Source organism: Streptomyces sp. NBC_00466, assembly GCF_041433995.1.
Classification (GTDB): Bacteria; Actinomycetota; Actinomycetes; order Streptomycetales; family Streptomycetaceae; genus Streptomyces.
The window spans coordinates 2,556,206-2,583,089 of the sequence record NZ_CP107896.1; the positions used below are offsets into that span (position 1 = coordinate 2,556,206).

28 protein-coding genes and 1 pseudogene are annotated in these 26,884 nt (G+C 66.4%); 17 read left to right on the top strand and 12 right to left on the bottom strand.

What is annotated here, in order from left to right:
- Positions 1–290: 290 nt before the first annotated feature.
- Positions 291–740 carry an ATP-binding protein gene (locus OG210_RS11205; protein WP_371536089.1) on the bottom strand — a complete coding sequence of 150 codons (450 nt, stop codon included), beginning with the start codon at positions 738–740 and terminating at the stop codon, positions 291–293.
- 138 nt (positions 741–878) lie between these two features.
- Between OG210_RS11205 and OG210_RS11210 the strand changes: the two genes are divergently transcribed.
- The 12 genes from OG210_RS11210 (at position 879) to OG210_RS11265 (ending at position 12,638) form a co-directional block, all read left to right on the top strand.
- Entirely contained in the window at positions 879–1,751 is an 873-nt protein-coding gene (locus OG210_RS11210; protein ID WP_371536091.1) for a helix-turn-helix domain-containing protein, read from the top strand.
- Positions 1,748–1,954 carry a DUF397 domain-containing protein gene (locus OG210_RS11215; RefSeq protein WP_371536094.1) on the top strand — a complete coding sequence of 69 codons (207 nt, stop codon included), beginning with the start codon at positions 1,748–1,750 and terminating at the stop codon, positions 1,952–1,954. Before OG210_RS11210 ends, OG210_RS11215 begins: the two co-directional genes overlap by 4 nt.
- Positions 1,955–2,235: 281 nt before the next feature.
- On the top strand, positions 2,236–2,889 hold the full coding sequence (locus OG210_RS11220; protein ID WP_371536097.1) for a hypothetical protein: 654 nt from the start codon (positions 2,236–2,238) through the stop codon (positions 2,887–2,889).
- Entirely contained in the window at positions 2,877–3,968 is a 1,092-nt protein-coding gene (locus tag OG210_RS11225) for a hypothetical protein (RefSeq protein ID WP_371536100.1), read from the top strand. Before OG210_RS11220 ends, OG210_RS11225 begins: the two co-directional genes overlap by 13 nt.
- A 910-nt stretch (positions 3,969–4,878) precedes the next feature.
- Positions 4,879–6,888: a hypothetical protein gene (locus OG210_RS11230; RefSeq protein WP_328329991.1), complete on the top strand. Its 2,010-nt coding sequence runs from the start codon at positions 4,879–4,881 to the stop codon at positions 6,886–6,888.
- A 29-nt stretch (positions 6,889–6,917) separates the two neighbouring features.
- Positions 6,918–7,979, top strand: coding sequence for a hypothetical protein (locus tag OG210_RS11235; RefSeq protein WP_328329989.1), 1,062 nt, complete (start codon positions 6,918–6,920; stop codon positions 7,977–7,979).
- Positions 7,980–8,056: 77 nt separating this feature from the next.
- Positions 8,057–8,341 (top strand): hypothetical protein, encoded by a 285-nt coding sequence (locus OG210_RS11240; protein WP_328329987.1) that lies wholly within the window; start codon positions 8,057–8,059, stop codon positions 8,339–8,341.
- A gap of 462 nt (positions 8,342–8,803) precedes the next feature.
- Entirely contained in the window at positions 8,804–9,031 is a 228-nt protein-coding gene (locus OG210_RS11245) for a hypothetical protein (protein ID WP_328329985.1), read from the top strand.
- Positions 9,028–10,263, top strand: a complete 1,236-nt coding sequence (locus OG210_RS11250; protein ID WP_371536104.1) for a WXG100 family type VII secretion target — start codon at positions 9,028–9,030, stop codon at positions 10,261–10,263. The genes OG210_RS11245 and OG210_RS11250 overlap by 4 nt, the downstream gene beginning before the upstream one ends.
- A gap of 23 nt (positions 10,264–10,286) precedes the next feature.
- A complete protein-coding gene (locus tag OG210_RS11255; RefSeq protein WP_328329981.1) occupies positions 10,287–11,057 on the top strand; it encodes a hypothetical protein in 771 nt (256 codons plus the stop codon).
- 11 nt (positions 11,058–11,068) lie between these two features.
- Positions 11,069–11,779, top strand: a complete 711-nt coding sequence (locus OG210_RS11260; protein ID WP_371536108.1) for a hypothetical protein — start codon at positions 11,069–11,071, stop codon at positions 11,777–11,779.
- A gap of 175 nt (positions 11,780–11,954) precedes the next feature.
- Positions 11,955–12,638, top strand: coding sequence for a hypothetical protein (locus tag OG210_RS11265; protein ID WP_371536111.1), 684 nt, complete (start codon positions 11,955–11,957; stop codon positions 12,636–12,638).
- Between the two features lie 72 nt (positions 12,639–12,710).
- On the opposite strand, the gene OG210_RS11270 is transcribed toward OG210_RS11265, so the two are convergent.
- The 9 genes and pseudogenes from OG210_RS11270 to OG210_RS11310 form a co-directional block, all read right to left on the bottom strand.
- A complete protein-coding gene (locus OG210_RS11270; protein WP_371536114.1) occupies positions 12,711–13,169 on the bottom strand; it encodes a pilus assembly protein TadG-related protein in 459 nt (152 codons plus the stop codon).
- Complete coding sequence (locus OG210_RS11275) at positions 13,166–13,555, bottom strand: TadE/TadG family type IV pilus assembly protein (RefSeq protein WP_371536117.1); 390 nt, start codon at positions 13,553–13,555, stop codon at positions 13,166–13,168. Before OG210_RS11275 ends, OG210_RS11270 begins: the two co-directional genes overlap by 4 nt.
- A 218-nt stretch (positions 13,556–13,773) precedes the next feature.
- Positions 13,774–14,145 (bottom strand): TadE family protein, encoded by a 372-nt coding sequence (locus OG210_RS11280; RefSeq protein ID WP_371540252.1) that lies wholly within the window; start codon positions 14,143–14,145, stop codon positions 13,774–13,776.
- 176 nt (positions 14,146–14,321) lie between these two features.
- Positions 14,322–14,567, bottom strand: coding sequence for a hypothetical protein (locus OG210_RS11285; RefSeq protein ID WP_164259321.1), 246 nt, complete (start codon positions 14,565–14,567; stop codon positions 14,322–14,324).
- 36 nt (positions 14,568–14,603) lie between these two features.
- Positions 14,604–15,533 (bottom strand): type II secretion system F family protein, encoded by a 930-nt coding sequence (locus tag OG210_RS11290; protein WP_328329971.1) that lies wholly within the window; start codon positions 15,531–15,533, stop codon positions 14,604–14,606.
- Positions 15,534–15,736: 203 nt separating this feature from the next.
- Positions 15,737–16,717: pseudogene (locus OG210_RS11295) on the bottom strand (type II secretion system F family protein); the annotation flags it as partial.
- A 10-nt stretch (positions 16,718–16,727) separates the two neighbouring features.
- The gene (locus OG210_RS11300) at positions 16,728–18,038 is read right to left on the bottom strand and encodes an ATPase, T2SS/T4P/T4SS family (RefSeq protein WP_328329969.1); all 1,311 of its coding nucleotides are present in this window, start codon (positions 18,036–18,038) and stop codon (positions 16,728–16,730) included.
- Positions 18,035–18,862: a hypothetical protein gene (locus tag OG210_RS11305; RefSeq protein ID WP_328329967.1), complete on the bottom strand. Its 828-nt coding sequence runs from the start codon at positions 18,860–18,862 to the stop codon at positions 18,035–18,037. Before OG210_RS11305 ends, OG210_RS11300 begins: the two co-directional genes overlap by 4 nt.
- A 48-nt stretch (positions 18,863–18,910) precedes the next feature.
- Positions 18,911–19,660 (bottom strand): hypothetical protein, encoded by a 750-nt coding sequence (locus OG210_RS11310; RefSeq protein ID WP_328329965.1) that lies wholly within the window; start codon positions 19,658–19,660, stop codon positions 18,911–18,913.
- Positions 19,661–20,534: 874 nt separating this feature from the next.
- Between OG210_RS11310 and OG210_RS11315 the strand changes: the two genes are divergently transcribed.
- From OG210_RS11315 to OG210_RS11335, 5 genes are all read left to right on the top strand, one after another.
- Positions 20,535–21,191 (top strand): hypothetical protein, encoded by a 657-nt coding sequence (locus OG210_RS11315; RefSeq protein ID WP_371536123.1) that lies wholly within the window; start codon positions 20,535–20,537, stop codon positions 21,189–21,191.
- Positions 21,179–22,231, top strand: a complete 1,053-nt coding sequence (locus OG210_RS11320; RefSeq protein WP_371536126.1) for a hypothetical protein — start codon at positions 21,179–21,181, stop codon at positions 22,229–22,231. The genes OG210_RS11315 and OG210_RS11320 overlap by 13 nt, the downstream gene beginning before the upstream one ends.
- A 235-nt stretch (positions 22,232–22,466) precedes the next feature.
- A complete protein-coding gene (locus OG210_RS11325) occupies positions 22,467–22,994 on the top strand; it encodes a hypothetical protein (protein WP_371536129.1) in 528 nt (175 codons plus the stop codon).
- A 129-nt stretch (positions 22,995–23,123) separates the two neighbouring features.
- The gene (locus OG210_RS11330; protein ID WP_371536133.1) at positions 23,124–23,822 is read left to right on the top strand and encodes a hypothetical protein; all 699 of its coding nucleotides are present in this window, start codon (positions 23,124–23,126) and stop codon (positions 23,820–23,822) included.
- A 148-nt stretch (positions 23,823–23,970) separates the two neighbouring features.
- Positions 23,971–25,401, top strand: a complete 1,431-nt coding sequence (locus OG210_RS11335; RefSeq protein ID WP_371536136.1) for a PE-PGRS family protein — start codon at positions 23,971–23,973, stop codon at positions 25,399–25,401.
- Positions 25,402–25,509: 108 nt separating this feature from the next.
- Here the strand turns inward: OG210_RS11335 and OG210_RS11340 are convergent, their stop codons facing one another.
- Together OG210_RS11340 and OG210_RS11345 are read right to left on the bottom strand one after the other, a co-directional pair.
- Positions 25,510–25,899, bottom strand: coding sequence for a hypothetical protein (locus OG210_RS11340; RefSeq protein WP_371536138.1), 390 nt, complete (start codon positions 25,897–25,899; stop codon positions 25,510–25,512).
- 390 nt (positions 25,900–26,289) lie between these two features.
- On the bottom strand, positions 26,290–26,877 hold the full coding sequence (locus tag OG210_RS11345; RefSeq protein WP_371536141.1) for a hypothetical protein: 588 nt from the start codon (positions 26,875–26,877) through the stop codon (positions 26,290–26,292).
- Between the last annotated feature and the right edge of the window lie 7 nt (positions 26,878–26,884).

The window sequence follows — 26,884 nt, forward strand, 5'->3', positions numbered from 1 at the left end:
GGTGCTTCTTCCTCGGTGGTGAGGCCCCCGTTTCAGGATTCGCTGTCCTGGCCGGGGGCCGTCACATGTCTGGGGTTGTTTGTCGCGGCGAGCATATGCCGACCAACCCGCCTGAAATCCAGCCCAGTTGGCCAAGCTCACCCGTGTGGGTGACGTACGGCAGGGTGAGGTTGGGAAGGTTCTTTGTCCTCCGTACTCAAGAGCTTTGATGTCGCGGGAGGCCGGGTCACGGCTCACCGGGTCGCGGAAGCCCACGACCCGGCGCCGACGGTCCGGCGCCGGAGAACCCCCTACTGCCCTCCGTGCGGTACGAGATCGAGTTCGGCCCAGATCGTCTTGCGCGGGAACGGACCAGGAGTGACGCCCCAGCGGTCGGCGAGCGAATCGACGATCAGCAGACCGCGACCGGACTCCGCATCACCGGCGGGAATGACTGCGGTACCGGGCCCCGGCGGAAGCCGCTCGCCCCGGGCGTCACTCACCTCGATCCGCAGCAGCGCCCGCCCGTGCACCATGAGACTCAGTTGAAAGTCCCGGCCCGGTACACGGCCGTGGGTCATGGCGTTGGCAGACAGTTCGCCGACGATGTGCGCGGCCGACTCGGCAGGCAGACCCCAGTGCCCCAGATGCGCGGTGGTGAGCAACCGCGCCAGCCGCGCACCCCGGCGGGTGGGCGAAAGCAGCACGGTGAACGTACGGCCGGGGGCGGGGTGTTGAGCGAGATTGATTGTGTGGTTCACGTCACTCAGCGTGGCCGGGGCCCTCTACGCTGAGAAGTATTGACGCGTGTACGGACAGTGACTGTCCAGCGGTTGTCCGGGCCTGTCCAGCCGGTACGGCGGCGCGCGCACCAGAACCAGTACGGGCGGAGGCGGGGTATGCCGGGCGATGACGGCGGGGAGTACACGACGGATGGTGCGGACGACGCGGACCGGGACGTCGACCTGGAGGACGACTCGGGAGCGGTGATCGCGGCGGTCGGCCGGCAGATCCGCCTGTGGCGGGAGGCGGCGGGGCTGCGGGCGGCGGAACTGGGCGCGGCGATCGGGTACGGCGAGAACCAGGTCTACAAGGTCGAGGCCGGAAAGCGGATCCCGAAACCCGAGTTCCTGGACCGGGCGGACGAAGTGCTGGGCGCGGGCGGGAAGCTCGCCGAGATGAAGAAGGACGTGGCGGACGCCAGATACCCGAAGAAGGTCCGGGACCTGGCCAAGCTGGAGAGAGAAGCGGTCGAGCTGGGGGCGTACGGCAGCTTTGTCGTGCACGGTCTCCTGCAGACCGAGGAGTACGCACGTGCGCTGTACGGGGAGCGGCGTCCCGCATACAGCGAAGACGAGGTGGATCGCCTGGTAGCCGCACGTATGGCCCGGCAGTCGATCTTCCAGCGAAGGCCGGCACCTCTGCTGACCTTCGTCCAGGAGGAAGCCACTCTGCGGCGCCCGACTGGAGGCAGAATGGTCTTACGCCGCCAGCTCGAACACCTTTTGGAACTAAGCGTGTTGAGACACGTGGAGGTCCAGGTCATGCCAACGGAGACGGAGGAGCACGCGGGGCTGGGTGGCTCACACCAGGTGCTTAAGCTGAGGGACGGCACGGCTGTGGGGCACAACGAGGTCCAGCTCACCAGTCGGCTGATCAGCGAGCCCAGGGAGGTCCAGATTCTTGAGATGCGCTACGGCTTGATCCGGTCCCAGGCGCTCACACCTCGGTTGTCGCGGACCTTCATCGAGAAACTGGTTGGAGAGACATGAGTATCAAGCCCTCAGCCGGAAACACCTCCGGGCTGGAGTGGATCAAGAGCAGCTACAGCACCAATGACGGCCCTGAGTGCGTCGAGATCGCAGCAGTGACAAGCACCGTCCACGTCCGCGACTCGAAGAACATCCCGGGCCCGCAACTCGGCTTCACGCCCGGCGCATGGACGGACTTCGTGACGCACGCGTCCGGGAACTGATTTCTGAGCACTCGCGCCCCGAGCCCGATCGATCCGGGCATCGGGGCGCGCTGCTGTCACAGCGCCCGGCCCGCATCGCACGTGCACATGGCGGCCCTGGCCGCGTGAAACACCTTCCCCCACGACACATTGGTCACGAGCAGGTCACGCGTCCCGCACACCGCACGGAATCCCCCGACCATCCTCTGCTGCCTTTTACACGCGGCTGGTAGCTTCGAATGGCCTGCATGTTTGCAGTCCGGACTGCCGGCCTGCTGCCGATCAACCGGGGGAGAACACTCGTGGCCCGCCGCACTCCAACCATCGCCGCCGCACTCGCTGTCAGCGCGGCCCTGCTACTGACCGCTTGCGGAGGCAGCAGCAACGACGCGTCCAAGGACAAGATCAAGGGTGCGGACGAGGGCACCAAATCAGCATCGCCGAACCCGTCCGGCGCCGGAACGGGTCAGCCGGATCTGAGCCTCCCCAAGGACGTCAAGCTCGACATCAACTGGAGCGGGACCTCCGACCCGGAGCAGAAGGCCGCCCTTCAGGGCGTCTCGAACTACCTCCGCGCGTTCAAGCACGGACTCGTGAAGCAAGACCCGGATGATCCCGCCTACAAGGCTTACGCGGTCGGCCCTGCCGCCGAATACACGCGTACGCAGATCAAACAATGGGTGGCCGGCGGCTGGACACCCACGGGGACCGATCGCTTCTACAAATCCCAGACCAATGAGTCGAGTTCCACGAAGGCAGTTGTCGTCACCTTCTGCCGGAACCAGTCCCAGGCGTACGGCAAAAACGTGAAGACCGGGAAGGTCTACCGCACCAAGGAATCTCCGGACAGTTACCAGCTGTACCGGATGTACATGAAGCCGTCGAAGGCGTCATCGGACACATGGCAGGCCCAGACCATCGAGGTGTTCGGGAAGGCGAAGCAATGCCAGCAGTGATCTCACGGCGATCCCTGTACTGCCTGGCTGCGGCAGCCTCTCTCCTGGCGCTCTGGCCGGCCGGTGCCGCTACGGCAGACGACCCACCGGGCAGTTCGACGCCACCGCCTCCGGCCTCTGGCTCTGGTGGCAGCTCGGACGGCCGGAGCGTAGCCGCCTCCGCCACCCATTCCCAGATCCGCCTCAGCTACCCGAAGGGAGGCGGCGGGAGCGGCAAAAAGGGCAACCTGGCCGCGATCGACCCCAACTGGAAGCCGCCTGCGTGCTGGTACGAGCCGGTCTTCACGCCCGAAGGCCTGAAGGACTTCGTGAAGTCGTCCGGCGGCGACGGCGATGTGGGTATCCACGAGTCCTGGTTCGGCACCGGCCTCTGGACCGACCACTACAAGGACGGCAAGCCCGAAGCCAACTTCGACGACCCCAGCTCCATGGCTGATGGCTACAAGAACTACAACATCGGCAAGGGCGGCTACTTCTGGCGGAGCGTAGCGCCGGACGAGTCGGATCCCGACTCCTGGCAGTGCGGCCGCATCATGTTCTGGCAGCCCGCCGGTCAGGTCCCGAAGATCCCGCACGCGCCCACGCCGAAGATGCTCGCCGAGTACGCGTACAACAGGGTCAAGATCCCCGAGACCAAGATCGAGCTGAAGCCGCAGGCCAAGTCCACCGTGAACGTGCCCACCTGGGTATGGCTGGACAAGGGCACCTTCAAGGACGTCGTGGTCCGCGCGGAACTCCCCAACACCGGGCTCTGGGCCGAGACCACCGCGAAACCGGTGAGCCTCCACCTGGACCCGGGCACGGACGACGCGGACACCTTCCCCTCCTCCGGCACCTGCAACTTCAACACGGACGGCTCCATCGGCACGCCGTACAAGGCGGGCGACGCAAACCAGAACCCGCCCTGCGGCATCAGCTACCTCCACGCGACCGACGGAAACCCGTACCAGCTCAAGGCATCCATCACCTGGAAGATCAGCTGGAAGGGCACGGGCGGCGCACACGGCGACCTCCCCGACGGAACCTTCCAGACCACCCAGGACATGAACGTCCAGGAAATCCAGACGATCAACCGCTGACAACGGGCCGCGAACGGGCACAGTTCGGTGCTCATTGGAAAAGCAGCACAGCGGATTGGCGTGAGCGGCCAGGCTGGGCCGGAGCACGGCAAGGGGACGGTCAGCGCCTAAACCGACAAGACCGCGGGGCCCGGCTCACCGCTCGCCGACGCCGGGGGCGCAGTGGTGAGCTGCGCCTCCGGGATTGCCGCAGACAAGATCACCGTGTACACGGTCGGCACCCGCCGCTCAGATTACGCGTTTGGGTTGATGGCCCCTCAGATCGCTTCCGATGCGCGAATGGCGTCCAGCGCGCTGCAGAAGTGGCTGCCCACGGCTCATAAAGCCAAGCGCGGTACGACCACAGTCACTCCGTAACACAAGCGTCGGCGCTGTCCGCCTTCCAGTGGACGGCGCCGGTCACGTCGCCCTGGTGGTCGTCGAGGGGAAAGACGCCCACACACATCGGTGTGGACAAGATGAAGGCTCTGACGGAGACACTGGCCCCCCAGGCCGACTGATGAGCGTGACCCCCGGGCAAGCACGTCGCGCAGCCACTACGAGCCGACGAACAATCGGGCAGTCCCTCGGCTGCCCTCCCCCACCGGCATCACCGGGGTCCTCGGCCGCAGTGACGAGTGCGGTTCCGGCGGAATCGTCCACGCCGGCAAACCGTCCGTCGCCGAGTGAAGCGCAGGAGACCAATCCCACACGCGAAGGGCGGCCACCTGTCGCCTCCCGGCGCGCGTGATCAAACATCCGGTCGCTCGTCGAGCAGGCCGCTTCAGTTTCGCCCAGCCCTACCCCGGCCCTGTAGCCCACGCACGGTTGCTCCACGCGCCTTTGGAACAAAGGAGTTGAGCTGAGTGCACCTGCTAGCCTGGCCTGTCGATCTCACGATCGGGCAATGTCTGTCACGGGGGAGCTGTCTGTGAACGATTACGTCGGTGTGGATCCGGTCCGTATACGCAAACTGGCCGACCGCCTGAAGGATCTGGAGGCAGCGCTCTCCAGACACGGTGGCGTCATCCGCAAGAACTTCAAGGAGTGGGACGGCAGCCTCGACCTGTCTCTGATTGCACAGCAGACACATGCCGTCGGCAATGACGGCCGTGACATGTCCAAACGCGCGGACCTCGCCCGGAACCTGGAAGAGCACGGCGGCTCAGGCATGTGCACACCGGACGGCAACATTCTTGACATCCCGTGGGACATGAAGGGTGTACGTCAGCAGAGCGCCAAGGAGGCCAAGGAAGAAGCCGACACTCTCAAGAAGGCGCTCGACGACCCCAAGGCCGGGGGCTCCCGCGCCGACATCAAAGCCGTCGCCCAATCCCTCGCCGACCACCAGGACGACCCCGCCTATCTGACCGCCTTCGCGGCGGCCGGTGGCGTCGCGGACGCTGCCCGCGTCGGCAGCGCATTCCACCAGGAGGACGGCACCCACGGAGGGCAGGTACTGAACGACGACTCGACGAAGGTGATCGGTCAGTACGCCACAGGCATCAACCGGATCTTCACCCTCCAGAAGAAGGGCAAGATTCCGCCCAACCCGGACTACGTCAAATCTCTCACCGACCCGCCGGGTGGCGACATGTGGTCGGTCGGGACGCTCTTCAAGTACGGGCCGCCCGGCGACAAATGGGACCCGACAGTACTGTCCCAGGTCGGTGGCGCAATGCTCGACTGGCGTAAGGATCACCCAATGCGGCCCGCATATTCCAAGGGCGGCATCCGGGGCGAAATCTACACGGGCGATGCCTATGTAGACCCGGACAGTCCCTGGTACTCAAAGCTGGGTCTTGATCACAGCTATGTCGACGAGAACCTGGACGAGGCCACACGGCGCGTCAAGGCAATCGACGCCAACGACCCGTCGCTCGCTCTCATGCAGCGGGTCAGCGAGAATCCCGAAGCTTCTCGAGACCTCCTCAATGGCCCGGCGGGCGCAACGCACGCGAAGGAACTCGTCGACGATCACTGGGCCACACCGGGTACACACCTCGACGACACCAAGTGGCCAAGTGCCGTCATCCGCGCGGCCACAAGCGACAGGCTCCACCATCCTGACGCCTCAGCCAAAGCTGCGAAGAACATCATCAACGCCGGTGCAGAAAAATACAAACTAGACGACAAGAAGAGCGATTACGAGAAGGAGCAGTACCCAGTCAACATGGGCATATCGAAGGCACTGTCCAACGTCTTCCAGTCCTATGTTCCTGATTTTGCCGAGTCAACCGGAATTGATCAGAACCAGGCTTCCGAGTCTGGTGGCACAATCATCTCGGACAAGGGCACCACGAAAGCCTTCCTCAGCGAGATCATGAAGAACAAGGACGAGGCTGGCAATGTTCTTCAGTCCATCAACGCGCAAATCAGCCTGACCTCTCAACGCGGACTCACCGGTGATCAGGGGGCGTACCTGAACAACCTGGCTGAGCTTCGAGGCGAAGTTTCAGCCGCCGGACACGATGTCAAGATGAACGATGCAGCGCTACGGGATGCCGAGCACGCGAAGCAGCTGATGTGGTTCAACATCATCGCCAGCGGAGCAGCAGCCGTCCCCCTCCCCGCGAACCCGGCGAAATTCGCACTCGGCTCCACATGGGTCCAGGCCTCCATCTGGGCAGGGATGCCCTACGCCGGATCGAAATTCCCATCGGGGGAAGCCGACCAAGTGCAGAACGACTACAAAAGCATCAAGTTCAGCGATTCGACATCTATGCAAATCCCGATTATGCAGGGCCTCATCCGGTCCGGCAAGATGAAGGCACCAGATGGCCATCCAGAGTGGGCCGACGGAAACATTGTAATTCACAATGAGAATGATCGAGAAGACTTCAACGCAATGTGGTCCGCCGAGAAGAAGCGGCATAATCACGAGCTGGATAATTTCGACGACACCATGCGAAATTCCTTCAAACGCGGGGCCGACGACTGACATGTGCGTACTGAGCGAAGGGTTCAGCCGTGAGGCGAAGCGGTAAGGCATACCTGTCGGCCGGAATGGCCTCGATGGTCCTTCTCGGCCTGACGGCCTGCGACAGCAAGCCGGGAAGCACCTGGAAGGAACCTGCCAAGGGGCAAGCCGTGGCCGTTCTCCAGACCGATGCGGACAACAAGGCCCAGGAGGTTGCTTACGACGGGTTCGGAGGGACCCCGGAAGGGATTACCTACGGCCCCGACGGCCTGGTCTACGGCCTGGGGACATCTCTCGTCACCATCACCAAGGACCACAAAGCGAAAGTCATTCTCGACGACCAAATCGAGGGCATGGCAGGGCTGGTAGCACTGCCGGGCGGGAAGTTCCTGACAAGCGCCGATTCTCAGCTCGTCGAACTGGGCCCCGGCCGCCGTAAAACGGCTCTCGCAGGAGTCGCGGGCAAGAATCGAAAACTTCGGGACCCCGCCCCGAAAACTGTGTCGGCAAGCCAATACCACTTCGCCGCCAGCCAACCCGTACCGTTCGCGGCAGAGCCCGACGGCTCTATCATGATCGCCGATTACAACGTTATCTGGCGACTCAAGGACGGACACCTCACCCGCATCTACCAGATCCCAGGCCGAGGCCCGGCCAAGGACTGGCCGGCTATCTCTCCCGGTGGCGCGGCGAGTGGCACGCAAACGCTCTACGTTTCCCCCAGCACCGACGACCCTTCGCACGTCGGCGGCATAACAGCCATCGGCGCTGACGGTTCCTCGCACACCATAACCCTTCCCCGGCATATCGCCGGAGTCCCCGGAGACCCTGCCTCCCTCAAAGTTCGCTGGATGACCGACGACGGTGCGGATGGCATTTACGTCCACGCGGGAGATTCATCGGGCTCGTACGTGCTTCACCTGGCTGCCGAAAAGGCGGAACTGGTGGCGAAGCACTCATCGAAAAACGAGTCGGGTTCCACATGCAAGCCAGGGAAGCCAGTTGACGCGAAGAACATTCCCTGTGAGATGCCAACGTCCCTGGCTTACTCATCGGGCAGCCTCATCATGGCAGGGCTCACTTCCGCGGTGCTGAAGATCTCAACGAAATAGCAGTCGTCCGAGGTGGTGCTGTTGCAGCATTCCCCCGCAGTCGCACTCCACAAATACGCCCAGTAAAGGAGTACTCCATGGGCATTCCCGATCAGGAACGCCTCGACTACCTGTGCCGCCAGGACATGAATGAGATCGAGAGGGCGGTGACGGACATAAAAGCGGCCATGAAACGGGTCGACGCCATGATGCCGCACACCTGGATCGGCAAGAAGGCCGACACATGGCGTACCGATCACGAAGGGCGCATGAAGCGGCTGAAGGCTCTCTTCGACTCGTTCCCGGCAGAGGAGAACCGGCTGGTGGATAAAGCCCAGAAAAAGCAGTCCGCCCAGGACAGGAAGATGCACGGCGCGAGTTAGCGATCGGTTGATTCCGCTGTCTCCATCTGTACTAGGCCCGCGAAGAGCCGATGAGGGGCGGCTGTCCCCGTAACTCGTCGAACACGCCGCTGATCTGAGCATCGGCACAGAGACTGGTGAACTCAGCCCATTTCCGCACGACGGCTTCCGAGTGCTGGCGCCCGCGCTCGCTGTCGGGCACTGAGCACCTCAAGGGCCGGTCCCCGCCACGGAAGCCGGGCGCGAAGCCCCGCCCACAACCTTGTGGCCAGGCCACACGATTGCAAAGTTCCGCTCACTGCCCGGCCAAGAGTGCGCGATGCACCTCTTCCCGCGTTGACTGTGGCCGACCCGCCGAGCACCGTCGGAGGCCGAGGCCGGGGCTGGGACGGATCAGCCGGGCCCGGGTACCGAAAACGGGGTGTGGGAGCAGTGGGCTACCGGGGTGGTGACGCCGAGCACATACAGGCGTCGGCTTCATCGATGAAATCGGTCGTTACCTCGGCCAACAGTCATTCCAAGGCCGGAGCGTCGGCCGGCAAACAGGCAGCCGGCGCCGCCGGGGACCAGCGGGTGGCCTCGGCGATCAGTTCTCTGGCCGGTGCGATCGCGAAGGCAGCCGGGGATACCGGCACCTCCGTCAGTGATCTCGGTGACGTCGCCCAGACGACCGCCACCAACCTCAAGAAGGCAGGAGGAGGCGGCAAATGACGCCTCCGACCTACACCGTTCCGTCCGGGAGTCCGGAAACCCTGCGGACCGCCGCCGGCCGGTTCAAATCGCTGGCCCATGACCATTCCGCGCTGCTGACGACGTTCCAGCGGCATGTCGAAGCCGTACTCAAGGGCTGGTCCGGCCCGCTGTCCAAGCAGTACCGGACGGCGGCCGAAGGTGTGTACCCGCGCTTCACGGCCGTCCATGTGGCGGCGGGCGCCGCGTACTCCGCGCTGCACACCTACGCCGGGGCCCTGGAGACCGCGCAGAAGGCGGTGAAGGGTGCCAACACCACGGCCGACAACCACTCCCACGCCTCGCACCCGGCGTCCACCGCGCCCGGCCAGTCGCCCAAAGCGCTCGGCCAGAAGGTCAGCGACGCCAGCTCCGACCTGAACCGCGCCGCGGGTACGTGCGCGACCGCGCTCAGCAACGCGCAGACGACGCTCGCCAAGACCTGCCCGGACACCCTGTCCGCCAAGCAGCTCAAGGAGCAGGTGGCGAAGGCGGGTGAGGAGCTGAAGGAGGAGAACCCGGGGCTGTGGGAGAAGCTCTTCGGCCCCGAGGGAGAACTGCGGAAGTGGGACGAGCGCCTGCACGCCGTACCGGCGCCGTACGCCGACATGGTGCTGCTCAATCTGATGCACGGCGCGGAGGGCGCGGAGGAAAGCGTCAAAACCGCTGAACAGTTCGCGGCACGGATCCCCGAGCTGATGGAGGCCGACTTCCCGAAGATGGCCCGCCCGATCATGAACGCCATGAGCAGCGGCGCGGCCACCGAAGCCGATCTGGCCCAGGCGATCAATGACTTCGCCAAGGACTGGGAAGCGATCGGCAAGTGGAACGAGGGCACAAAGCTGGCCAACCTGGGGGAAGCGGCGCGGCTCCCGTGGCTGCGCGGGGCGACCGTGGGGCTGAACGGACTCGCCATCGCGGGCGACTTCTACACCATGTGGAAGCCCGAGGACAAGGGCGCGATGGGCTGGGTGGACCGCGGCGCCGCCGGAGTCAATGCCGGTCTTGCCACCTGGGACACGCTCGCCGCTCTCCAGGTCGTGGACGCCGTACCTTTCGTGGGCGAAGCCGTGATGGTCGGCACCGGCCTGTATCTGGGCGGCACCTACCTCTACCACCACTGGAAACCATTCAAGAACGTGTGCAACGCCACCGGTCACGCCGTGGCATCGGCAGCCAAGAGCACCTGGCACGCGGTCACCAGTATTTTCTGAGCAGCCGATGGAGGCAGCACAACATGACGGGTGACCCCCGGCAAGCAGACGTCGAAGCTTCGCAAGCGTTGCTGGACCAGGTCGAGCGGGACGGTGCAGTCCAACTGCCCGCTCTGTCGACAGCCGAGCTGTACGTACTCGGAGCCATGCAGGCCACACTCGTCGACGAGGACGCCCGCTCCTGGTGGTCCGGCCTGCTGGAAGCGGAACGGAGCGGGCTCTCGGCCATGGCGCTGAAGTTCCTGATCCACCGAGGTCTGCTCGATGAGCCTGAGTCCGATGCTGCCGCAAGCCCCCTCGCAGAGAACGTGGACCTTCCGGTCCGTCCGCTGCTGGCGATGATCCTGGCCGGCCGGGGCCGGCCCGCGTTCATCGTCCTCCGCCGCGAGGGCCCGAAGGGCGAACCCGAGCGTATGCGGCTGTACGGGATCGCTGAGGAAGGCCGGGGCTTGAGGGCCCTGCTGGCCGAGGTGGCCACCGGGAATCACGTGTCCCGGTTCGGCCCGGCCTACGAGTACGCCCTGGTCAGCCCGGGGGAAGCCGTCAGCTCCCTGCTGCGCTGGGTCGACAGAGCCCCGGCTCGCAAGCTCGGGCGTCGCCTGCCCAAGGTGATCGATGTGTACCAGCCGGACAAGGGCTCGGGCCCCGCACGCGACCGTATCGAAGTACGGGTCGGCTCATCCGGGCTGCGCGTGGAGCACGAAGGCGTCGGCACAGCGCCGACAACGACCGACTGTGACGATCAGGCGCTGGGCCGCCTCTTGACCGATCTGTTCGCTGGACGCACCGCATGAACCTGCCTGAGATGCACGAGCCTGCCTTCTACACCGAGGAGCGCTCCGGAGTCCGCCCACCGCTGGTGTTCCACGGCTTCTTCTGGCCCCTGCTGCTGATCGGCTCGTTCGTTGCCTTGCTGCTGACCAACAACCCCTCGGTGTGCATCCCCGGAGTGATCCTGGGGTGGTTCGGGTCCGTGGCTCTCGGCGGGCTGTACCTGGGCCAGGTCTGGCCGATCGGTATCCGCGTCGACGAGGCAGGCATCTGGATCGGCGGCCTCAGCCAGGCCGCGCGCCGGCGGGCGCGCGAGCATGGGGAAGACCGCCAGCAGGGAGGCAAGTTGCCTCGGGTCAGAGCGCGGCGGCGGCAGGTGTACTTCTGTCCCTGGCACGCGATCCAGCAGGTCGAAGTGGTCACGGAGCGCCAGGAAATCCGGAAGCTCGCCAGGCTGGGCAGGAGTGTGGGGGCGAACCGGTCCTCGGCCGCTTTCGGAACCGTCCTGGTGGGCCCGCTGACGGCCCCCTACACGCGCGCCGCTCTCGTCTTGGCCGTCGATCTCTCCGCGGCTGCTGTTCCGGAGTTTCAGCCCCCGGACACGAAGCGGTACTGGTTCAAGACATCGGCCCCACAGCAGTTCACGTTCCATCCGGTCTGGTCGGCCCCGACCCGCCACCCCGAGAAACTCCGGGCGGCGCTGGAGGCGGCCGGTGCGCGGAGTACCGCTCGCCCCCCGCTCTAGGCCCAGGCTGTCCGGCGCTGAGCTTGACCGTTTCGAGGCCCACCGGAGTCCTACCGGTCTCAGCGTCGAACGTAACGCCAGCGGCACCCCGGCTGCCTGCGACGAAGAAACCCCTCGGCCGCCACCTGAGCGAGCTGCTTACCGGACCTGGATCTACCGCGTGAACCTGCCTGCGATGGGCGAACCCGTCTACTACACCGAGGAGCGCTCCGCGCTGCGCTCGCCGCTGGTGTTCCACGGCTTCTTCTGGCCCCTGCTGCTCTTCGCCTCGTTCATTTCCTTGTTGCTGACCGACAACTCTTCGGTGTTCATGCCCGGAATCATCCTGGGCGTCTTCGGATCCGTGAGTCTCGGAGGGCTCCACCTGGCGGAGGACCGCCCGATCGGGATCCGTGTCGACGCGGCCGGTATCTGGATCGGCGGCATTCAGCGGACGGAGCGCCTGCGAGCCCGCGGCAGAACAGCAGGGACGAAGCTGCCCCGGGCGCGGGCGCACCGGCGACAGGTCTTCTTCTGTCCCTGGAACGCGGTCCAGCGCGTCGAAGTGGTCAGTGATCACCAAGAGATCCGGAAGATCGCCAAGCTCGGCCGTGATGTGGGATCGTCCCGCCTGGAGACTGCCACCGGCACCATCAAGCTCGGGTTGCTGACAGCTCCCTACATGCGTGCGGCGATCGTCATCAACGTCGATCTCACCGCAGCGAGCGTGCCCGAATTCCGCCCTCCCGAGGAACGGTCCTTCTGGAAGACCTCGGCACCACAGCGGTTCGCGGCCTCCCCCGTCTGGTCGGCCCCCACCCGCCACCCGGAGAAGTTCCGGGCCGCGCTGGAGCTGGCGGGCTGCCGGACCCGGTCCTGACAGCGCGCGGCCGTACGAGTCGCCGGGCGGCGCCACCACCCCGCCCGGGGACGCCCACTGGGCGGACCGCTCTCAGCCCGTGACGGACTCGGCGACCGATGAGCCGTGGACGGTTATCGAGTGGCTGTAGAACATGCCCATGAGCACCGGCTGGTAGGTCAACTGCACTGTCACCTCGACCCGTTGCGTGTTGGCGGCCGTGCAGTGCGAGGCGCCGATGTCCTGGCCGGACATCCCCATCTCGACGGCGAAGGCGTGCACGCGCGCGTTGCAGTTCTGGTAGTTGATCGGCGCGGGTCCGCCCTGGTTGTTGTACAGGGCCTCCCGGTCGATGTCCTGTGCCGCGTATCGTGCGGCCTGCTCCGCGATGTCCGCGGCACGTTCACGCTGCGAGATCGACAGTCCGCCGTCCACCACGAACGCGGCCAGGGCCAGGAACAGGAACGCGAAGATGATGACCGCGGCGGCGCCCGATCCCCGGTCGTCCAGTTGGGCCCGGCGGGACTCGATCCATCCGGTGAGGGCGTTCACTGCGTCCTCCGGTACGGGTCGATCGGCGAGGTCGAGTGCCCGCTCAGGGTGGTGGGGATGTTCAGGCCGAGCATCGCGAGGCCACGGATCTGGCAGCTCACGTCGACGGTGAAGAAGCCGCCCTTGACGAACCCCTTGGCCGTGACGGACACCGGGCCGGAACAGACATCGGTCAGATCCGCGTCGGCCGCTCTGCGCGCCTCGGACATCGCGACGCCGCCGTCCTTCTGGATCGAACCCGCACGTGCGGCGTCCCGCGCGGCGCTGTCCACGGCGCCGCGACCCTCGACCAGCTGCCCGAAGCCGACGAGCACCAGAATGAAGAGGATCATGACGGGGGCGAGGATGACCACTTCGATGGTGGACAGACCGCGGTCGGCCCCCATGTGCCTGAGTCGCGTACGTACGGCCTCTGCCTGTGTACGTACCGCTTGAGCCCGCGTACGTACGGCGTCTGACCGCGTACGTACCGGATGAGCCCGCGTACGTACGGCGTCTGACCGCGTACGTACCGGATGAGCCCGCGTACGTACCGCACGCTGCCCACGTCCCGCAGCCACGTCCGTATCGAACGCCCTTCGCCCCGCCACCCGTTGGCCTCTCATCAGTCCCGCACGAACCGCTCGACCGGCCCCCGCGACTGCGCGTGCACCGTGAGGTCGAGGCCGGGGAAGACATTCGGGACCCGTGCGGTGATCTCCACGCCGACCGTGTCCTTGTCCGGCTGGAGCATCGTCACGTTCGGGCCCAGCACCAGCTTCGAGCCGAGCTGGTGGATGTAGCTCTGTACGACATCGCCCGCGTCCCCGCGCCAGCCCCCGGGGTTCTCGTCGGCCTCGGCCCGCGCCTTGCGCGCGCCGGCCTGGGCGGCCGCCTGGGCCACATGGTCGGCGAAGAAGTACAGCGCGAACTGCACCGTCGCGAAGATCATGAAGAACAGGACCGGGGTCAGGAAGACGAACTCGATCGCGGTCATGCCGGAGTCGCCGCGGGCGGAGGCTGCCTCCACCCTGCGGCGTACGAACGCTCTGATCCTCTGACGCACCAGCACCGACTCAGCGACTCGTTCGGACTCGGACATGAACTCGGAGATGAACTCGGACACGATCTGGGAAGCTTCGAGACCTTCGGGAGCTCAGAAACTGCAGGAGCTCAGCAAGTGCCGCTCGCGCTGGCTCCCTTGATGCAGTTGCCGACCTTGTTGGCGCCGTCGCTCAGCGCGGAGTTGATGATCGCGGCGACCACTCCGACGATCGCCACGACGACCGCCGAGATGATGACCCACTCCACGGCTGACGCACCGCGGTCGGTGTCTTCGGAGCGGGCGCGCTCGACGCGTGCCTGCAGGAACGTAATCAGGAAGTCGACAGTCGGGTGACTGAAGCGGCGTCCGAACATGGGATGAAATCCTCTCAAGAGAAGGGGGAAGCGGGATCAGACCTGGAAGACGCGCATCGCGGCCGGATAGATGAGGAAGACCAGGAACCCGGCGCAGAGAAGCAGCTGTGCGACAAGCATCGACTGCGACTTCTCACCGGCCGCTCCCTCGATCTCGGCCATTTCGCGGTGCCGCATCGTCTCGGCCCTGGAGGCCAGCGACTCACGTACCTTCGCCCCGTCGTCGGCGACGAGCGCCAGCGACGACGACAAGTCCTTCAGTTCCTCGATACCCAGATCCTCGCCGAGCCTGCCGAGCGCGAGCCACTGGCTGGTGCCGGTGATCCGGGCGTCCGCGAGCGCGTTGCGGATCCGCCGCAGCGCCCAGCCCTCGCTCACCTCGGCGGCGGCCATCAGCGCCTCGGGCAGACCGCGCCCGCCGGCCAGGTTCATCGAGACGAGGTCCAGATACGCCCCGATGACGCGGCGCAGGTCCTTGCGCTTGTCCATCGCGTCCCGGCGCACTTCAAGATCCGGCAGGAAGAAGAAGAGCAGCCCGCAGACCAGCGCGAGCCAGACCGGGATGATCGGACTCTTACTGAAGCCGATCACCACGACGATGGCGAAGAGCATCGGGCCGAAGATCAGACCGACCACGCCGAGCAGCACCTTGGTCGCCAGGAACCCTTCCCAGCCGCGGTCGAGGACCGCGAGGTCGGAGCGGAGCGAGCGCTGCTCCCAGCCCTGCTGGAGGTAGAGGTCTGCGATACGCACCCCCACCCGGGCACGCAGCGAGCCGAGCCGCCCGTCGCGGGATTCCTGGTCGCCCTGCCGCTCGTACCCGGAACCGGCCGCCCGCAGCGCGTCGATGCGCTGCACCTGCGAGACCGCGGAGCGCTTCGTACGGGACAGGGCCCGTACGAGGACGAAGACGCCGAGGCCCAGTACGGCCCCGATCAGTACCGGTGCGGTGAGAATGTCGATCATCGCGGCGCCCCCTGGCCATGGTTGAACGGCGAGGACTGCGGAGGAGTCTGCTGCTGTCCGCCCTGGTTCGGACCGGCCTGGTACTGGCCGCCCGGATTCGCTCCGCCCTGGTACTGGCTGCCCGGGTGCTGGCCACCCTGATACTGGCCACCCGGGTGCTGGCCACCGGCATGCTGCGCACCAGGAGCCTGATGCCCGGCCGGAGGCTGATGCCCGACGGGAGCCTGCTGCCCGCCCTGCTGCTGGGACCCGTGGGACCCGTGCTGGGACGCGTCGGGCCGTACGAACCGAACCTCGGGTTCGGCGCGGACCAGGAAGCGCTCCGGCGTCTCGATCACCGACAGCTTGCGCAGCCACCAGAAGCCGAGCGCGAACAGACCGCACACCCCAGCCAGCACCAGCTGGCCCATCGGTGAACCGTACGGGGAGACGAAGTCCCGGTTGAACACGGCGAGTCCGAGTACGAACGCCACCGAGACCACGACCACGATCTGCACACTGCGCCGGGTCGACGAGCGCTGCGCCATCACCCGGTGGCGCATGTCGATCTCCTCGCGCGCCGACTTGGAGAGCGCGCCGAGCACCTGGCGCAGGCCGGGGCCGCGCAGCTTGGCGTTGAGGATGAGCGCGGCCACGATGATGTCGGCGGACGCGTCGTTGATCTCGTCGGCGAGGTACTGGAGGGCCTCGGGCAGCGGCATCCGGGCGCGCAGCCGGTCGACCAGCGCGTCCAGGTGCGGGCGCAGGGCGGGGGCCGCGGCGCGCGCGGAGGCGGGGATGGCCTGTTCGAGGCCGACCGCGCCCGCGATGGTGTCACGGAGCGACTCGGTCCAGCCCGCGAGCGCCTCCACCCGGCGCATGGCGATCTTCTCCTGGGCGGCGCCGCCGAAGAGGCGGTCCCAGAAGAAGACGAGCAGCCCGGCGGCGATTCCGGCCACGGTCCAGCGGGTCAGCAGCAGGACGACGAGTCCGACGCCGACGGCGATGGAGCCGCGCCGGCCGATGAACTGGACGAGTTCCCTGGCCCGTTCGCCGCGCTCGGCCTTCACATGGCCGGGCTTGGGCTCGACACCGCGGATCGCGACGATCAGCAGCGCGAGACCACCGCCCGCCGCGACCCCGCACCCGAGTCCGAGCAGCAGCTGCGGATCGAAGAACCCGCCCAACGAGGAGATGCCATTCATACGGTCTCCTTCACCCCCAGGCCCCTGAGGGGCGATAGCCGTGTACGGCGAGGTCATCGAGGCACGCCACCGGGGCGTGCGGCAGGACACGCCCGTCGGGCGTCTCGGCGAAGACCTCACTGGAGAGGACGCGGCCGTCGACGCCGTTGACCTCACGGACCGAGGTGACGGCACGCTGGAGGCGGCCGCCGCTCTCGAAGTTGTTGCGGCGCTGCACGAAGACGACGAAGTTGACGGCTCCGGCGATGAGCATCTGGCTGGCCTCGATGGGCAGCCGCTCGTTGGCCTGGAGCGCGTAGGTGGAAATACGGTTGAAGACTTCGCTGGAGCTGTTGGCGTGGATCGTGGAGAGCGAGCCGTCGTTGCCCTGCGACATCGCGTTGAGCATGGTCACGATCTCGTCGCCGAGCACCTCACCGACGATGACGCGCGAGGGATTCATACGGAGCGAACGGCGCACCAGCTCGCCCATCGAGATCTGGCCGAGCCCTTCGGAGTTCGGCAGCCGTTCCTCGAACGCCACGACGTTGGGGTGGAGTTCGGGGAACTGGTCGAGCCCCAGCTCCAGTGCGCGCTCCACCGTGACGAGCCGCTCGACCGGCGGGATCTCGTTGGCGAGTGCCCGCAGGAGCGTGGTCTTACCGGCGTTGGTGGCGCCCGCGATCATGATGTTCTTACGGGCGCGGACCGCGCAGGCGAGGAAGTGGGCCAGTTCGGGGGTGAGCGTGCCGTTGCCGACCAGGTCCGCCATGAAGACCTTGCCCATCCGGGCGCGACGGATGGAGAGCGCGGGCCTGCGGGCGACCTCCATCACGGCCGAGAGCCGCGAGCCGTCGGGGAGCCGCAGGTCGAGCTGGGGGTTGGCGGAGTCGAAGGGGCGGGACGAGAGTCCCGAGTACGCGCCGAGCACCTGGATGAGTTCGACGAGTTCCTCGTCGGTGTCGGCCACCGGGTCGACGCGGGCCTCGCGCCCGTCGGCGTAACCGACGAAGACCTGGTCGCAGCCGTTGATGTCGATGTTCTCGACCTCGGGGTCGTCCAGCAGCGGCTGGAGGCGCCCGACTCCGAAGAGCGCCGCGTGCACGGCCGCCGCGTACTGCTCCTCGGTCTCCGCGTCGAAAGGGGTACGCCCGGCGTTGATCTCCGCGCGTGCGTACTCCTCAAGTATCTGGGCGATGACGGCGCGCGCGTACTGCCGCTCGTCCTCCCCGGACATCGGCGGCGTGTTGCTGACCTGGTCGATGCGGCGCTGTTCCGCGATCCGGTCGCCGGCCTCCTGCCGGTACCGCTTGACCAGGCTGTGATCGACGGCGTCGCTCATCGACCGGCCCCGGCGCCCGGCTGCGACCAGGCCGCGCCGAACTGCTGGTGGACGTCGGCGGCGACCTTGCGGGCGCTGCGGATCAGCAGCGACTTGTCGAGCCGGCCGCGGCCGCGGCCGGAGAGCAGGGCGGCGCCTGAAGTGTCGTGCGCGAGCGTGCCGATGACCCGGGCGCCGGTCTGCGCGGCGACGAGCATGTCGTTGACCTGGTGGGCGACCTTGCCGGACGCACTCGACTCGACGACCAGCAGGACGCCGATGAGCGGGGTGGCCAGCTGCGACATTCCGCGCTGCCCGCCGTGGAGCTGGGCGGCGAGGGCGGCGGCCCGGTCCCGTACCCGGGCGATGTGCTCCGGTTCCGTACGGGCGACGAGCAGGACGAGGGCGGCCTGCGGCAGCAGGTCGATCGCGGGCGAACCTCCGGCGATCCGGCCGATGTCGGCGATCACGTCGGCGGGCGCGTGCGGTGAGTCGCCCAGGGTGGAGAAGGCGTGTCCGAGGGTGGGCCAGACACCGGCGAGGCCGGCGGCCTGCTCGGCAGATCCGATCCCGACGAGCAGCTCCAGGCCGCCCGCCATCGGCTGGGCATGGTCCCAGAGCTGGTCGGCGGCGAGCCCGCGGCGGGCGGCGGCGGCGATGGAGAGCAGGCCGGTGTTCGGGTTGAGCGGGCCGCCGTTGGAGGCGGTGGTGCGGTAGACGAGGTCCCCGCCGGCCGGGTCGGCTTCGGCGAGCAGCGCCCGCCGGGGCCAGACAGCGGCGAGGGCGAGGGCGGCCGTGGTGACTCCGGGCGAACCCTTGTCTGCGGCGAGGGCGATGAGCGCCATGTCTTCTGCGTTCCTCTACGTTCCTCTGGGTTCCTCTGGGGGCGTCGGTCAGCCGTTGTGGGAGGGCACCGTGACCACGGCGGCCTCTCCCGCGGACGCGGCCTGCGACAGGGCTGCGGCGTCGGCGTTGTCGACGAGGAGGGTGACCGCGAGATTGCCGCTGCTGATGGTGGAGGAGTTGGGTGTCTCGGCGTGACTGACGGTGGCCCGCTGCACGATGACGCCGCCGCCGGAGGAACCGGAGTTACTGGTCGAGCCGGACTGGTTGCCGCTGCTGCTGGAGCTGGAACCGCTGGAGCCGCTCCGGTCACCCACCCGGTAGACGGTGACGGTGTCGCCGTCCTTGATCCCGACGGGGTACTGACCGTCCTTGAGGGAGAGCCCGACGACGGCCTTGCCCGCGGGGGTGCCCTTTTCGCCGGTGAACATCTCGCCCACCAGGAGGGACCCGGAGTAGAGGGTGCTCTTTGCCGTCAGGGTCTTCTCGACCTGGCCGACCTGGTTCCACTTGATGTAGTTGATCGAGCTGTCATCGGCGACCATCACCGACGTGATGTCGCTGTCCGTGATGGGCTTGCCCGCCTCGACGTTGCGCGTCAGTTTGGCGACCTCGACGCGGTTGCCGGCTCGGAGCACCAGCACGGTGGCTCCCAGCGCGCCGACGAGGATCAGCAGAACGGCGAGCGCGGCAAGGGCGGGCTTACGTTCCCGGGCGACCGTGGGAAGCCGCTCACCGGCCGACTGGGAGGGTGAGGGAACCCTGTGGTTGCCTGCACCCGTGCGCTCCTGGACCTTCACGCCGCTTCTCCCCGAATCCCCGAAATGTTTCTCTGCGACATATGCGACGTAAGCGAAACGGCTTCGCCGCCATTTATCCGGTTCCGATTCCCAGGCCACCGGAGGCTGTCAAGTCATCGCACCGTAGCAGCAGCACATAAGCGCCTCAAGACGAGATAAGGATCGCGAACTTCACGCGCATCGCCAGGATCGGTCCAAACCGGTCAGAAACGACGGACCTTGAGGGCGACCCAAAGATTCACGAGATTTCCCCGTAGCTGCTGCACGGCAGGGGGTCGCCCGTTGCATCCGCCAACCCTTCACGGAGATGCACCGATCGGGGCCCACCAGCCCGCAGCCACCCCGGAGACTGGCGATGCAGACGCAAATCCGGGGGACCTGCGGCATCCGCATCACCCTCACAACTGGGCAGTTGGGGGTCCGGCGGGAGGGGCGGCGCTGCGACGAGGACACTGGGGCGGGCCCCGGCGCGAGCCCAGACCACTACCTGGGGCTCACCCGGCGCGAACTTGGCGCGATCCGGGCCCGAACCGGGCCCGAACCGGGCCCGAAGCGGTGGCTGCGAGATGACGGCGACGACCCACGACCCGGCCGCTCAGCCGCCCACCAGCCCAGCAATATGTGAAGCGTGAACAAAGCGTAATCAAGACGGAACCTTGAACCCGGCCGGCAGCACCCAAGACCCCCAGATCCCCCAGGAACCCCAGGCGACAGCCAACGAACACCGGCCCCCCACGCGCCCACGCACGCACCATTCACCCCGAATCATCACCCGGGACGCGCCCTGCACCCCGAATTCAGTCTGGTGAAACCAAGTACCGCCCGGATAGCGTCAATTACCTCCAGTCCACAACCGCCCCACCGGGAGTCGCCAGTGAACCGCCGATCCTTGCCCGCTGCCGCAGCAATCGCGACCGCAGCGGCACTCCTCCTGACCGCGTGCGGCGGGGGCGGTGACAGCAAGTCAAAGGACTCGGGCAAGATCGCGGGGGCGGACCAGGGGGCCTCGAAGCCGGCTTCGCCGAGCGCGTCGAGTTCAGCGGCACCCGACCGACCGAAGGTCACATTGCCGTCCGACGTCAGCGACACCTTCAGCCCCGAGAAAACGGGTGATGCCACCCAGGACGCAATCCTCGGCGACAACGCCGCATATGTGCGAGCCCTGGATGCCGCCATAGTCGCCGGCAAACCGGAACTGCCCGCCCTGGAGTTCTACACGGAGGGCGAAGGCGCGGCCTCGTCCCAAGAGTGGGTGCAGTCCTTCGTGAAGAACGGGCGCACCATCACCGGAACAACTCGGTACTACAACCGAAAGGTGACGGTAAAGAGCAAGACCACTGCAGCCATCAGCTACTGCGGAGATGAAAGCAAGGGCTACAGCAAAGTGATCAAAACAGGGAAGACCGAGAAGACCAAGGTGACCAACCAGAGTTACGTTGCGTACGGCGTTCAGGTCCAGCGGAACAGCCAAGGGGTCTGGGAAATGATGAAGATCAGTTCCGCTCGTGGGGCAGCGTCATGCCAGCCATGAAGCGCGCCAAGCGGGCGCTCGCCATCGGCGCGACCATAGGCACCTCGCTGGTGGCCCTCGCCGCTCCCGCCCACGCCGACAAAACGCCAGGGGGCGGCGGGGGAAGTGTGGGCAGCGGTACGGCCTCGGGCGACTCCAGCGGCCAGGATGTCTCGGCTGAAGCCTCGGGCAGCATTGTGAAGACCGATAAACACAATAACGGCACGGGAGCGTCGGTCGGTCCACTCGCACCCGTGGGCAATTGGACTCCTCCCGCATGTTGGTACGCTCCGAAGTACTCGGCTGCGGATTTCAAGAAGCTTGAAGAACATACGTGGTCGCTTGAGTCCACGGGTTATGAATGGGACGCCCAGCAGCGTCGGCATTACGCAGAGGGCCACCCCTACAAGGACTTCAACCTGGCCAAGGCGGACAAGGGTTACTGGTGGACTTCTGACGCAGACAAGAGTTACCCACCAGGGTGGGACTCCTGCACTAAACCGACATTCTGGGTGGACAACGGATCCCCGCCTCCGGCAGATGTTCCTCAAGCCGTGACTCCAGAGATCCTCGCCGAGATCGCCTATGCAGCCGTCCGCGTGCCTGACACCCATGTCACCCTCGCACCCAACGGCGCTACAAAGGTGAACCTGCCCACCTGGGCCTGGCTCGACAAAACAGACTTCAAGCCGGTTTCCGTCCGGGCCTACGTTCCGCTCACCGGGATGAACGCCACGACGACCGCCACTCCGACCTCCCTGAAAATCGAACCTGGCACTCCCGATGCGGAGCTCTACCCCGGCTCGGGCGAGTGCACGTTCAACGGGGACGGTTCGATCGGCACTCCGTACGTAAAGGGCGACGCGGACAAGACCCCACCTTGCGGGCTCACTTACCTCCGTGCCTCCGGCTCCGACGGCCCGTACAAGCTGAAGGCCACCATCACCTGGAAGATCAGCTGGACCGGCACCGGACAACCCACCCCGAAGGGCCTCCCCGACGGCACCTTCGGCACCACCCAGGACGTGACAGTCGACGAGATCCAGGCCATCAACCGCTGACGGTCCTCCGCCCGCCCGAACCGGCCCCGCCGGGGCCGCGGCGGGCGAACGCGGCAACGGCCCAGGTACAAGGCCTGCATCCGGCCGTCCACCTACACCCGCGCTGGCGAAACGGGAGCCCCAGTGGATAGCGTCGTACGGCTGGAGTCGGCGCGGCGGGGCTCCCGAGCCTTCGCCAGGCGCCCGTTCCCCGGCGAATCCAATGTCGTCAACCGCTGAGGCAGACCCGAAAATCATGTATCTGGAGAAGTCCCCCAAGACCTGGTCAGCCATCTGCGTTGCCCTCTACCTGGCCGGGATCGCCTACATGGGCGTGGACACCATTCCGGATGAAGTCGGCCTGTGGCTGGGCCTGTCGGCCCTGTTCCTTCTTCTGCTGCTGCCCTGCCTGGCCGTTCCCATCTCCAAGGCCGTCTACCAGCGCATCCGAATCGACGGGGAAACCCTCCGGGTGGGCCGTGAGCGCATCCCACTCGCCGAAGTGGACCCGGCATCGGTTCAGGCCGGGCTCCAGGGCGCCGTACCGACGCCGATGGAACGCTACGCAACCTCCACGGCGGCCATCGACGCACCGGCGCCCGGCCTGCGGGCAGCCGAACGCGGCGGGCCTCGCCTTGTCGGCGGCGGCTGGGCCGTCCCGATGGGCATGGACAGCGTGACGATCTCCACCCGCCAGGGGGAATCGCTGCTGATCGCCACCCGGAACCGCGGCGCCTTCCTCACGGCTCTGGCCACCGCGACAGCCGGGCGCGACCGCGTCTGATTCGGTCGGCACCGCAGTTCTCGGGCCCGTCGGCCACCCCGGCCGGAGGCATCTGCCCGGCCATCCCGGCACACGCTCGAACGCTAAGGTCGGGGTGTCTCGCCCATCAGTTCGGCCCAGGAGGTAGCGGTGGCATTCGGCAAGGGCAAAAAGGCTGGAGAGCCTGCGATGGAGCCCGTCGAGTGGGCGACCGTCGGGAAGTTCATCGTCAGCACCGTGGAACGCCCCGTGACCCACAAGCAGAAGAAAGCCGTCAGCGGCCCGCGCGCACTCCGTGTGCCCCAGGGCGGCACCGAGTACCCGGTCAACGCCCCCTGCGCCTACCTGGCACGCACAGCCCAGTTCGGTACGGAGTCCCCGGCCGGTGATCACACCCTGTACGAGGACCCGGAGAACCAGCGCCTGCTCTGCTCCGTCGACGCACCGCAGGAGGTGGGCGACGAGCGCCACCATGTCGTGCGCGACAGTCAGGGGCAGGTCATCGGCACCCTGCGGCGCATTCCGCCCAAGAAGAAGCCGTTCAGACACACTTGGCGTCTCGACCAGCCCGGCCGTCCGGAGATCACCGGCCGCAACGAGCTGGCCGGCGGCGACTCCAAGACGGAACGGGTGGCGCGTGTCGCCATCAAGGCCACGCTGGGACTGGTGACATCCGTCCTCGACGGTGGCGGGGACGGCGGCGACCAGCCCCTGCGGCCTCGCACCTTGGAATGGCGGGCCGGTGACGACCTGGTGATGGTCTCCGAGGGGAGCAATGAGGTGACCATCGAGGCCGACTGGATCGACCGCCGACTGGCCTTCGCATTTGCCCTCGTGGGCGACAAGTAGGGCTGGAACAGGGCAATAAGCAGCTGGTCAGGAACCGTGGATGTTCCGTCGGCGTCCGATGTGTCGACGCGGCTGCGCGGATATCCTGACTGCCCGGGGCGCGGGTTGTTCCGGGACTGCAGCAGTGAATTCTGAGGGGGACAGAACCATGAGGATGGCCAATCCGGATGACCTTGACCATCTTGCCAAGCTCATTGATGGCAAAGGCGGCGTACAGGACAAACTTGACGAGGCGTTTACCAGAGCGTCGAATCTCGGCGTCACAAGCCACCTCACCACCCTCAAACCGCTGCGGTCCTGGGCCAAGGACACCGGCCCCGACCTCCGCAAGCGTGCCTCGATCGCGCGCCTCGAAAGCGGTGACCCGGAGGCCGGGGCCCGATGGGCCGGCTTCTCCCCCAAGGACCTGGCCAAGTACCTCAAGGAGCACGACGGGAAGGGGCTCACCCCCGACGAGATCCTGTTGGCCAACTCCGTTGCGGCGAGCGACGATCCGAAGGCCGACGCGTTCAAGAGGCAGTCCAACGAGTCCCTGAACGACTGGATCAGCCGTATCAAGGCGCACGCTCTGGAACAGATACCGGGGCTCGCACCGCACGCGGCGACAATCGTCAGCATTCTCGACCTGTACGGCGACTGGAAGTCGGTCAAGGGCACCACCGCCACGGTCACGATTCAAGGTGCGGCACTGACCAAGGTCCTGATCGGCAACTCGCTGAAGTCGGGCGTTCTCGTCCCCTGGAAGAACCGTATCGGCACGGTACTCGCGGGCCGTAACAACAGCCTGCTGAAGTGGTCCGGCAACAAGATCATCAATTACGTCCCGAAGGTCCGGTCGCTCGGTGCGCCGGGCAGCTGGTTCCCCAGCAAGCTCAGCCAGTTCGCGCAGAAGATCCCCGGCACCCGGGGCATGGTGGGCGACTGGACCGGCGCGGGCTACGACGCGGCTCGCGGGCTGAGCTTCATGGATTCGCCCATCTGGAAGGGCGTGACGGTCAACAAGGCCATCAACTTCCTTGTGGGTTCCGACGAGTTGGCCGCCAAGTACGGTGGGCTCACCCATGCGGGCCAGGCGGTTTCGCGGGCCGGCAACGCCAATCTGATCAGGGTGGGGGCCAACGCCTTCAAGGACGGCCGGCTCGCCAACCTCGGCCGCACCGCGTCACTGACCAAGGGGCTCGGTGCCGCCAGCAAGGTCACCGGGGCCATGCGTGGCCTGGGCATCGCCGGGAGCGCGGCGTCGACCGTGTTCAGTGCGGCGAATGTGATCGCGCAGGGCAATCCGGTCACGGCCTTCAAGAAGAAGGGCGCGGGTTACGTCGCGGATGTCGCCGAGGTCGGCTTCAACGCTTCCATGACGGCCGCCATGATCGCCCCGAACCCGATCACCATCGGCCTCGCTGTCGGAACCGGGCTGATCTACGGCGGCGCCAAGGTCGTCGAGCACTGGGACGACATCAAGAAGGGCGCAGGGAAGGCCGCGGACTGGGTCGGGGACAAGGCGAAGAAGGTTGGCTCCGGTATCGCGAACGGCGCGAAGAGCATCGCCAAACATGCGAACCCAATGAGTTGGTTCTGACGCACTGAAGCTCTGAAGCACCGACGCACTGACGCATTGACAACTTTGAGGTTCTGACGGGCAGACAGAATGTGAGGCGGTGATGCCTCTCGCTGTCCGCCCGTCTCCTCAGTGCCGGCGTCGCAGCCTGCCGTACAGCATGAACGCCTCCATCGCGACGAGGAGGCCCGCGCAGGTCCATACGGAAGCGGTGGAGGGCCCGTTGACCGACCCGGCCAGCCGCGGGAGCAGCCACCCGGCCGGGTCGTCGACCAGGGTGACGCGGTCACCGGGGAAGCTGCTCCCGGAGCAGCCGCTCTGATCATCCACGGAGTAGACAGCAGACCGCGCCACGTCCGTTCGCCTTACCGCGCAGGTGTGGCCATCGGCGCCGTGTCTGCGGTGGTAGCTGTCAACACCGGAGATCACGGCGTCGTGACGGTCTCCGCGCTGGAGCATGACGTAGTCGTCCAGCGCGGGGCCGACGAAGAGCGTCAGGGCGAACCCGAGGGCGGCCACGCACGCGCCCGGTCCCGCGCCGCACATGGCCCAGGCAACACAAAGAAGGATCAGCACAAGGAGTGCCGACAGCAGCATCACCAAAGTGCCTTGCCGCTGCGCGAGCCAGCCACAGCCGACAATGGCAAGCGGCCCCAGAACCACGGTGCCGATGGTGCCGGGCCACCTTCGCGGTCCGGCGGAAGTCTCCGTTGCTACTTGGGCATACTCCATGCTGCCCGGTTCTGTCTTTGTCACTTCGATTCCGGCCTGTCTCCTCGCGACTTGCTCCGGCGCGCGCACGACCGTCACACTCTGGTGCCGGATCGGGGATCACAAGGGGTCGAACCGGTTAGATAAATCCAATGAAATGCAACACGGAAAGAGGAGTCGACATTCATCGAATCGCCATCACGAAGGTTCGGTACTGTTGTAAGTGATAAGCCTGATCGGCACCATCGAAGCAGCACCAGACAGCGTCAGTGAACTCGTATTCACTTCTTCAAAGATGACGGCTAGCACTAGAGAGAGCGCATCCAGATCCCCCGAGGCGACTCCTGCGGTAACCGTGCCAGTTCTGCGAATATGCCTTCCGGGAGCGAGAGTGACCTTCCCGGACTCACTCTTCAGCTCGGACCCTTTACTCACACCGAAATGCGTGTAAGAAAACTTTCGCCCCTGATAATCAAGTTGTAGCGCGCGGGACTTCGGCCGCACGCCCAGTGGATTTCGCTCCATGGCAACAGATGATCCTTTCACATGGAGCGTGGCCCCCTGGAAACCGGGCATCCCCGCACCACGCCCCCGAAATACCGCCTCGGGGACTCCATCGCCCATGACCAGAGTCCGGCTCGCCGTGGGCCCATCTCTCCGATTGCGCGAAGCGGTCGGACGAAGAACCGTCACCTCACCAAAATCGCCCACCGTTCCCCGTCTGCCTGCACCCTGCCCGTCCCGGAAAGGAATCAACTCGAAGTGGAAATTATCCACCTTCTTCACCGTCCTT

What these genes read in the sequence shown, in the direction of transcription:
- OG210_RS11240 (WP_328329987.1), top strand. Translation starts at nt 8,057, where the DNA reads ATGGGCATTCCCGATCAGGAACGCCTCGACTACCTGTGCCGCCAGGAC.
- OG210_RS11225 (WP_371536100.1), top strand. Translation starts at nt 2,877, where the DNA reads ATGCCAGCAGTGATCTCACGGCGATCCCTGTACTGCCTGGCTGCGGCA.
- OG210_RS11250 (WP_371536104.1), top strand. Translation starts at nt 9,028, where the DNA reads ATGACGCCTCCGACCTACACCGTTCCGTCCGGGAGTCCGGAAACCCTG.
- OG210_RS11260 (WP_371536108.1), top strand. Translation starts at nt 11,069, where the DNA reads ATGCACGAGCCTGCCTTCTACACCGAGGAGCGCTCCGGAGTCCGCCCA.
- OG210_RS11305 (WP_328329967.1), bottom strand. Translation starts at nt 18,862, where the DNA reads ATGGCGCTCATCGCCCTCGCCGCAGACAAGGGTTCGCCCGGAGTCACC.
- OG210_RS11290 (WP_328329971.1), bottom strand. Translation starts at nt 15,533, where the DNA reads ATGATCGACATTCTCACCGCACCGGTACTGATCGGGGCCGTACTGGGC.
- OG210_RS11215 (WP_371536094.1), top strand. Translation starts at nt 1,748, where the DNA reads ATGAGTATCAAGCCCTCAGCCGGAAACACCTCCGGGCTGGAGTGGATC.
- OG210_RS11325 (WP_371536129.1), top strand. Translation starts at nt 22,467, where the DNA reads ATGTATCTGGAGAAGTCCCCCAAGACCTGGTCAGCCATCTGCGTTGCC.
- OG210_RS11280 (WP_371540252.1), bottom strand. Translation starts at nt 14,145, where the DNA reads ATGACCGCGATCGAGTTCGTCTTCCTGACCCCGGTCCTGTTCTTCATG.
- OG210_RS11285 (WP_164259321.1), bottom strand. Translation starts at nt 14,567, where the DNA reads ATGTTCGGACGCCGCTTCAGTCACCCGACTGTCGACTTCCTGATTACG.
- OG210_RS11265 (WP_371536111.1), top strand. Translation starts at nt 11,955, where the DNA reads ATGGGCGAACCCGTCTACTACACCGAGGAGCGCTCCGCGCTGCGCTCG.
- OG210_RS11255 (WP_328329981.1), top strand. Translation starts at nt 10,287, where the DNA reads ATGACGGGTGACCCCCGGCAAGCAGACGTCGAAGCTTCGCAAGCGTTG.
- OG210_RS11245 (WP_328329985.1), top strand. Translation starts at nt 8,804, where the DNA reads ATGAAATCGGTCGTTACCTCGGCCAACAGTCATTCCAAGGCCGGAGCG.
- OG210_RS11320 (WP_371536126.1), top strand. Translation starts at nt 21,179, where the DNA reads ATGCCAGCCATGAAGCGCGCCAAGCGGGCGCTCGCCATCGGCGCGACC.
- OG210_RS11335 (WP_371536136.1), top strand. Translation starts at nt 23,971, where the DNA reads ATGAGGATGGCCAATCCGGATGACCTTGACCATCTTGCCAAGCTCATT.
- OG210_RS11275 (WP_371536117.1), bottom strand. Translation starts at nt 13,555, where the DNA reads ATGGGGGCCGACCGCGGTCTGTCCACCATCGAAGTGGTCATCCTCGCC.
- OG210_RS11210 (WP_371536091.1), top strand. Translation starts at nt 879, where the DNA reads ATGCCGGGCGATGACGGCGGGGAGTACACGACGGATGGTGCGGACGAC.
- OG210_RS11300 (WP_328329969.1), bottom strand. Translation starts at nt 18,038, where the DNA reads ATGAGCGACGCCGTCGATCACAGCCTGGTCAAGCGGTACCGGCAGGAG.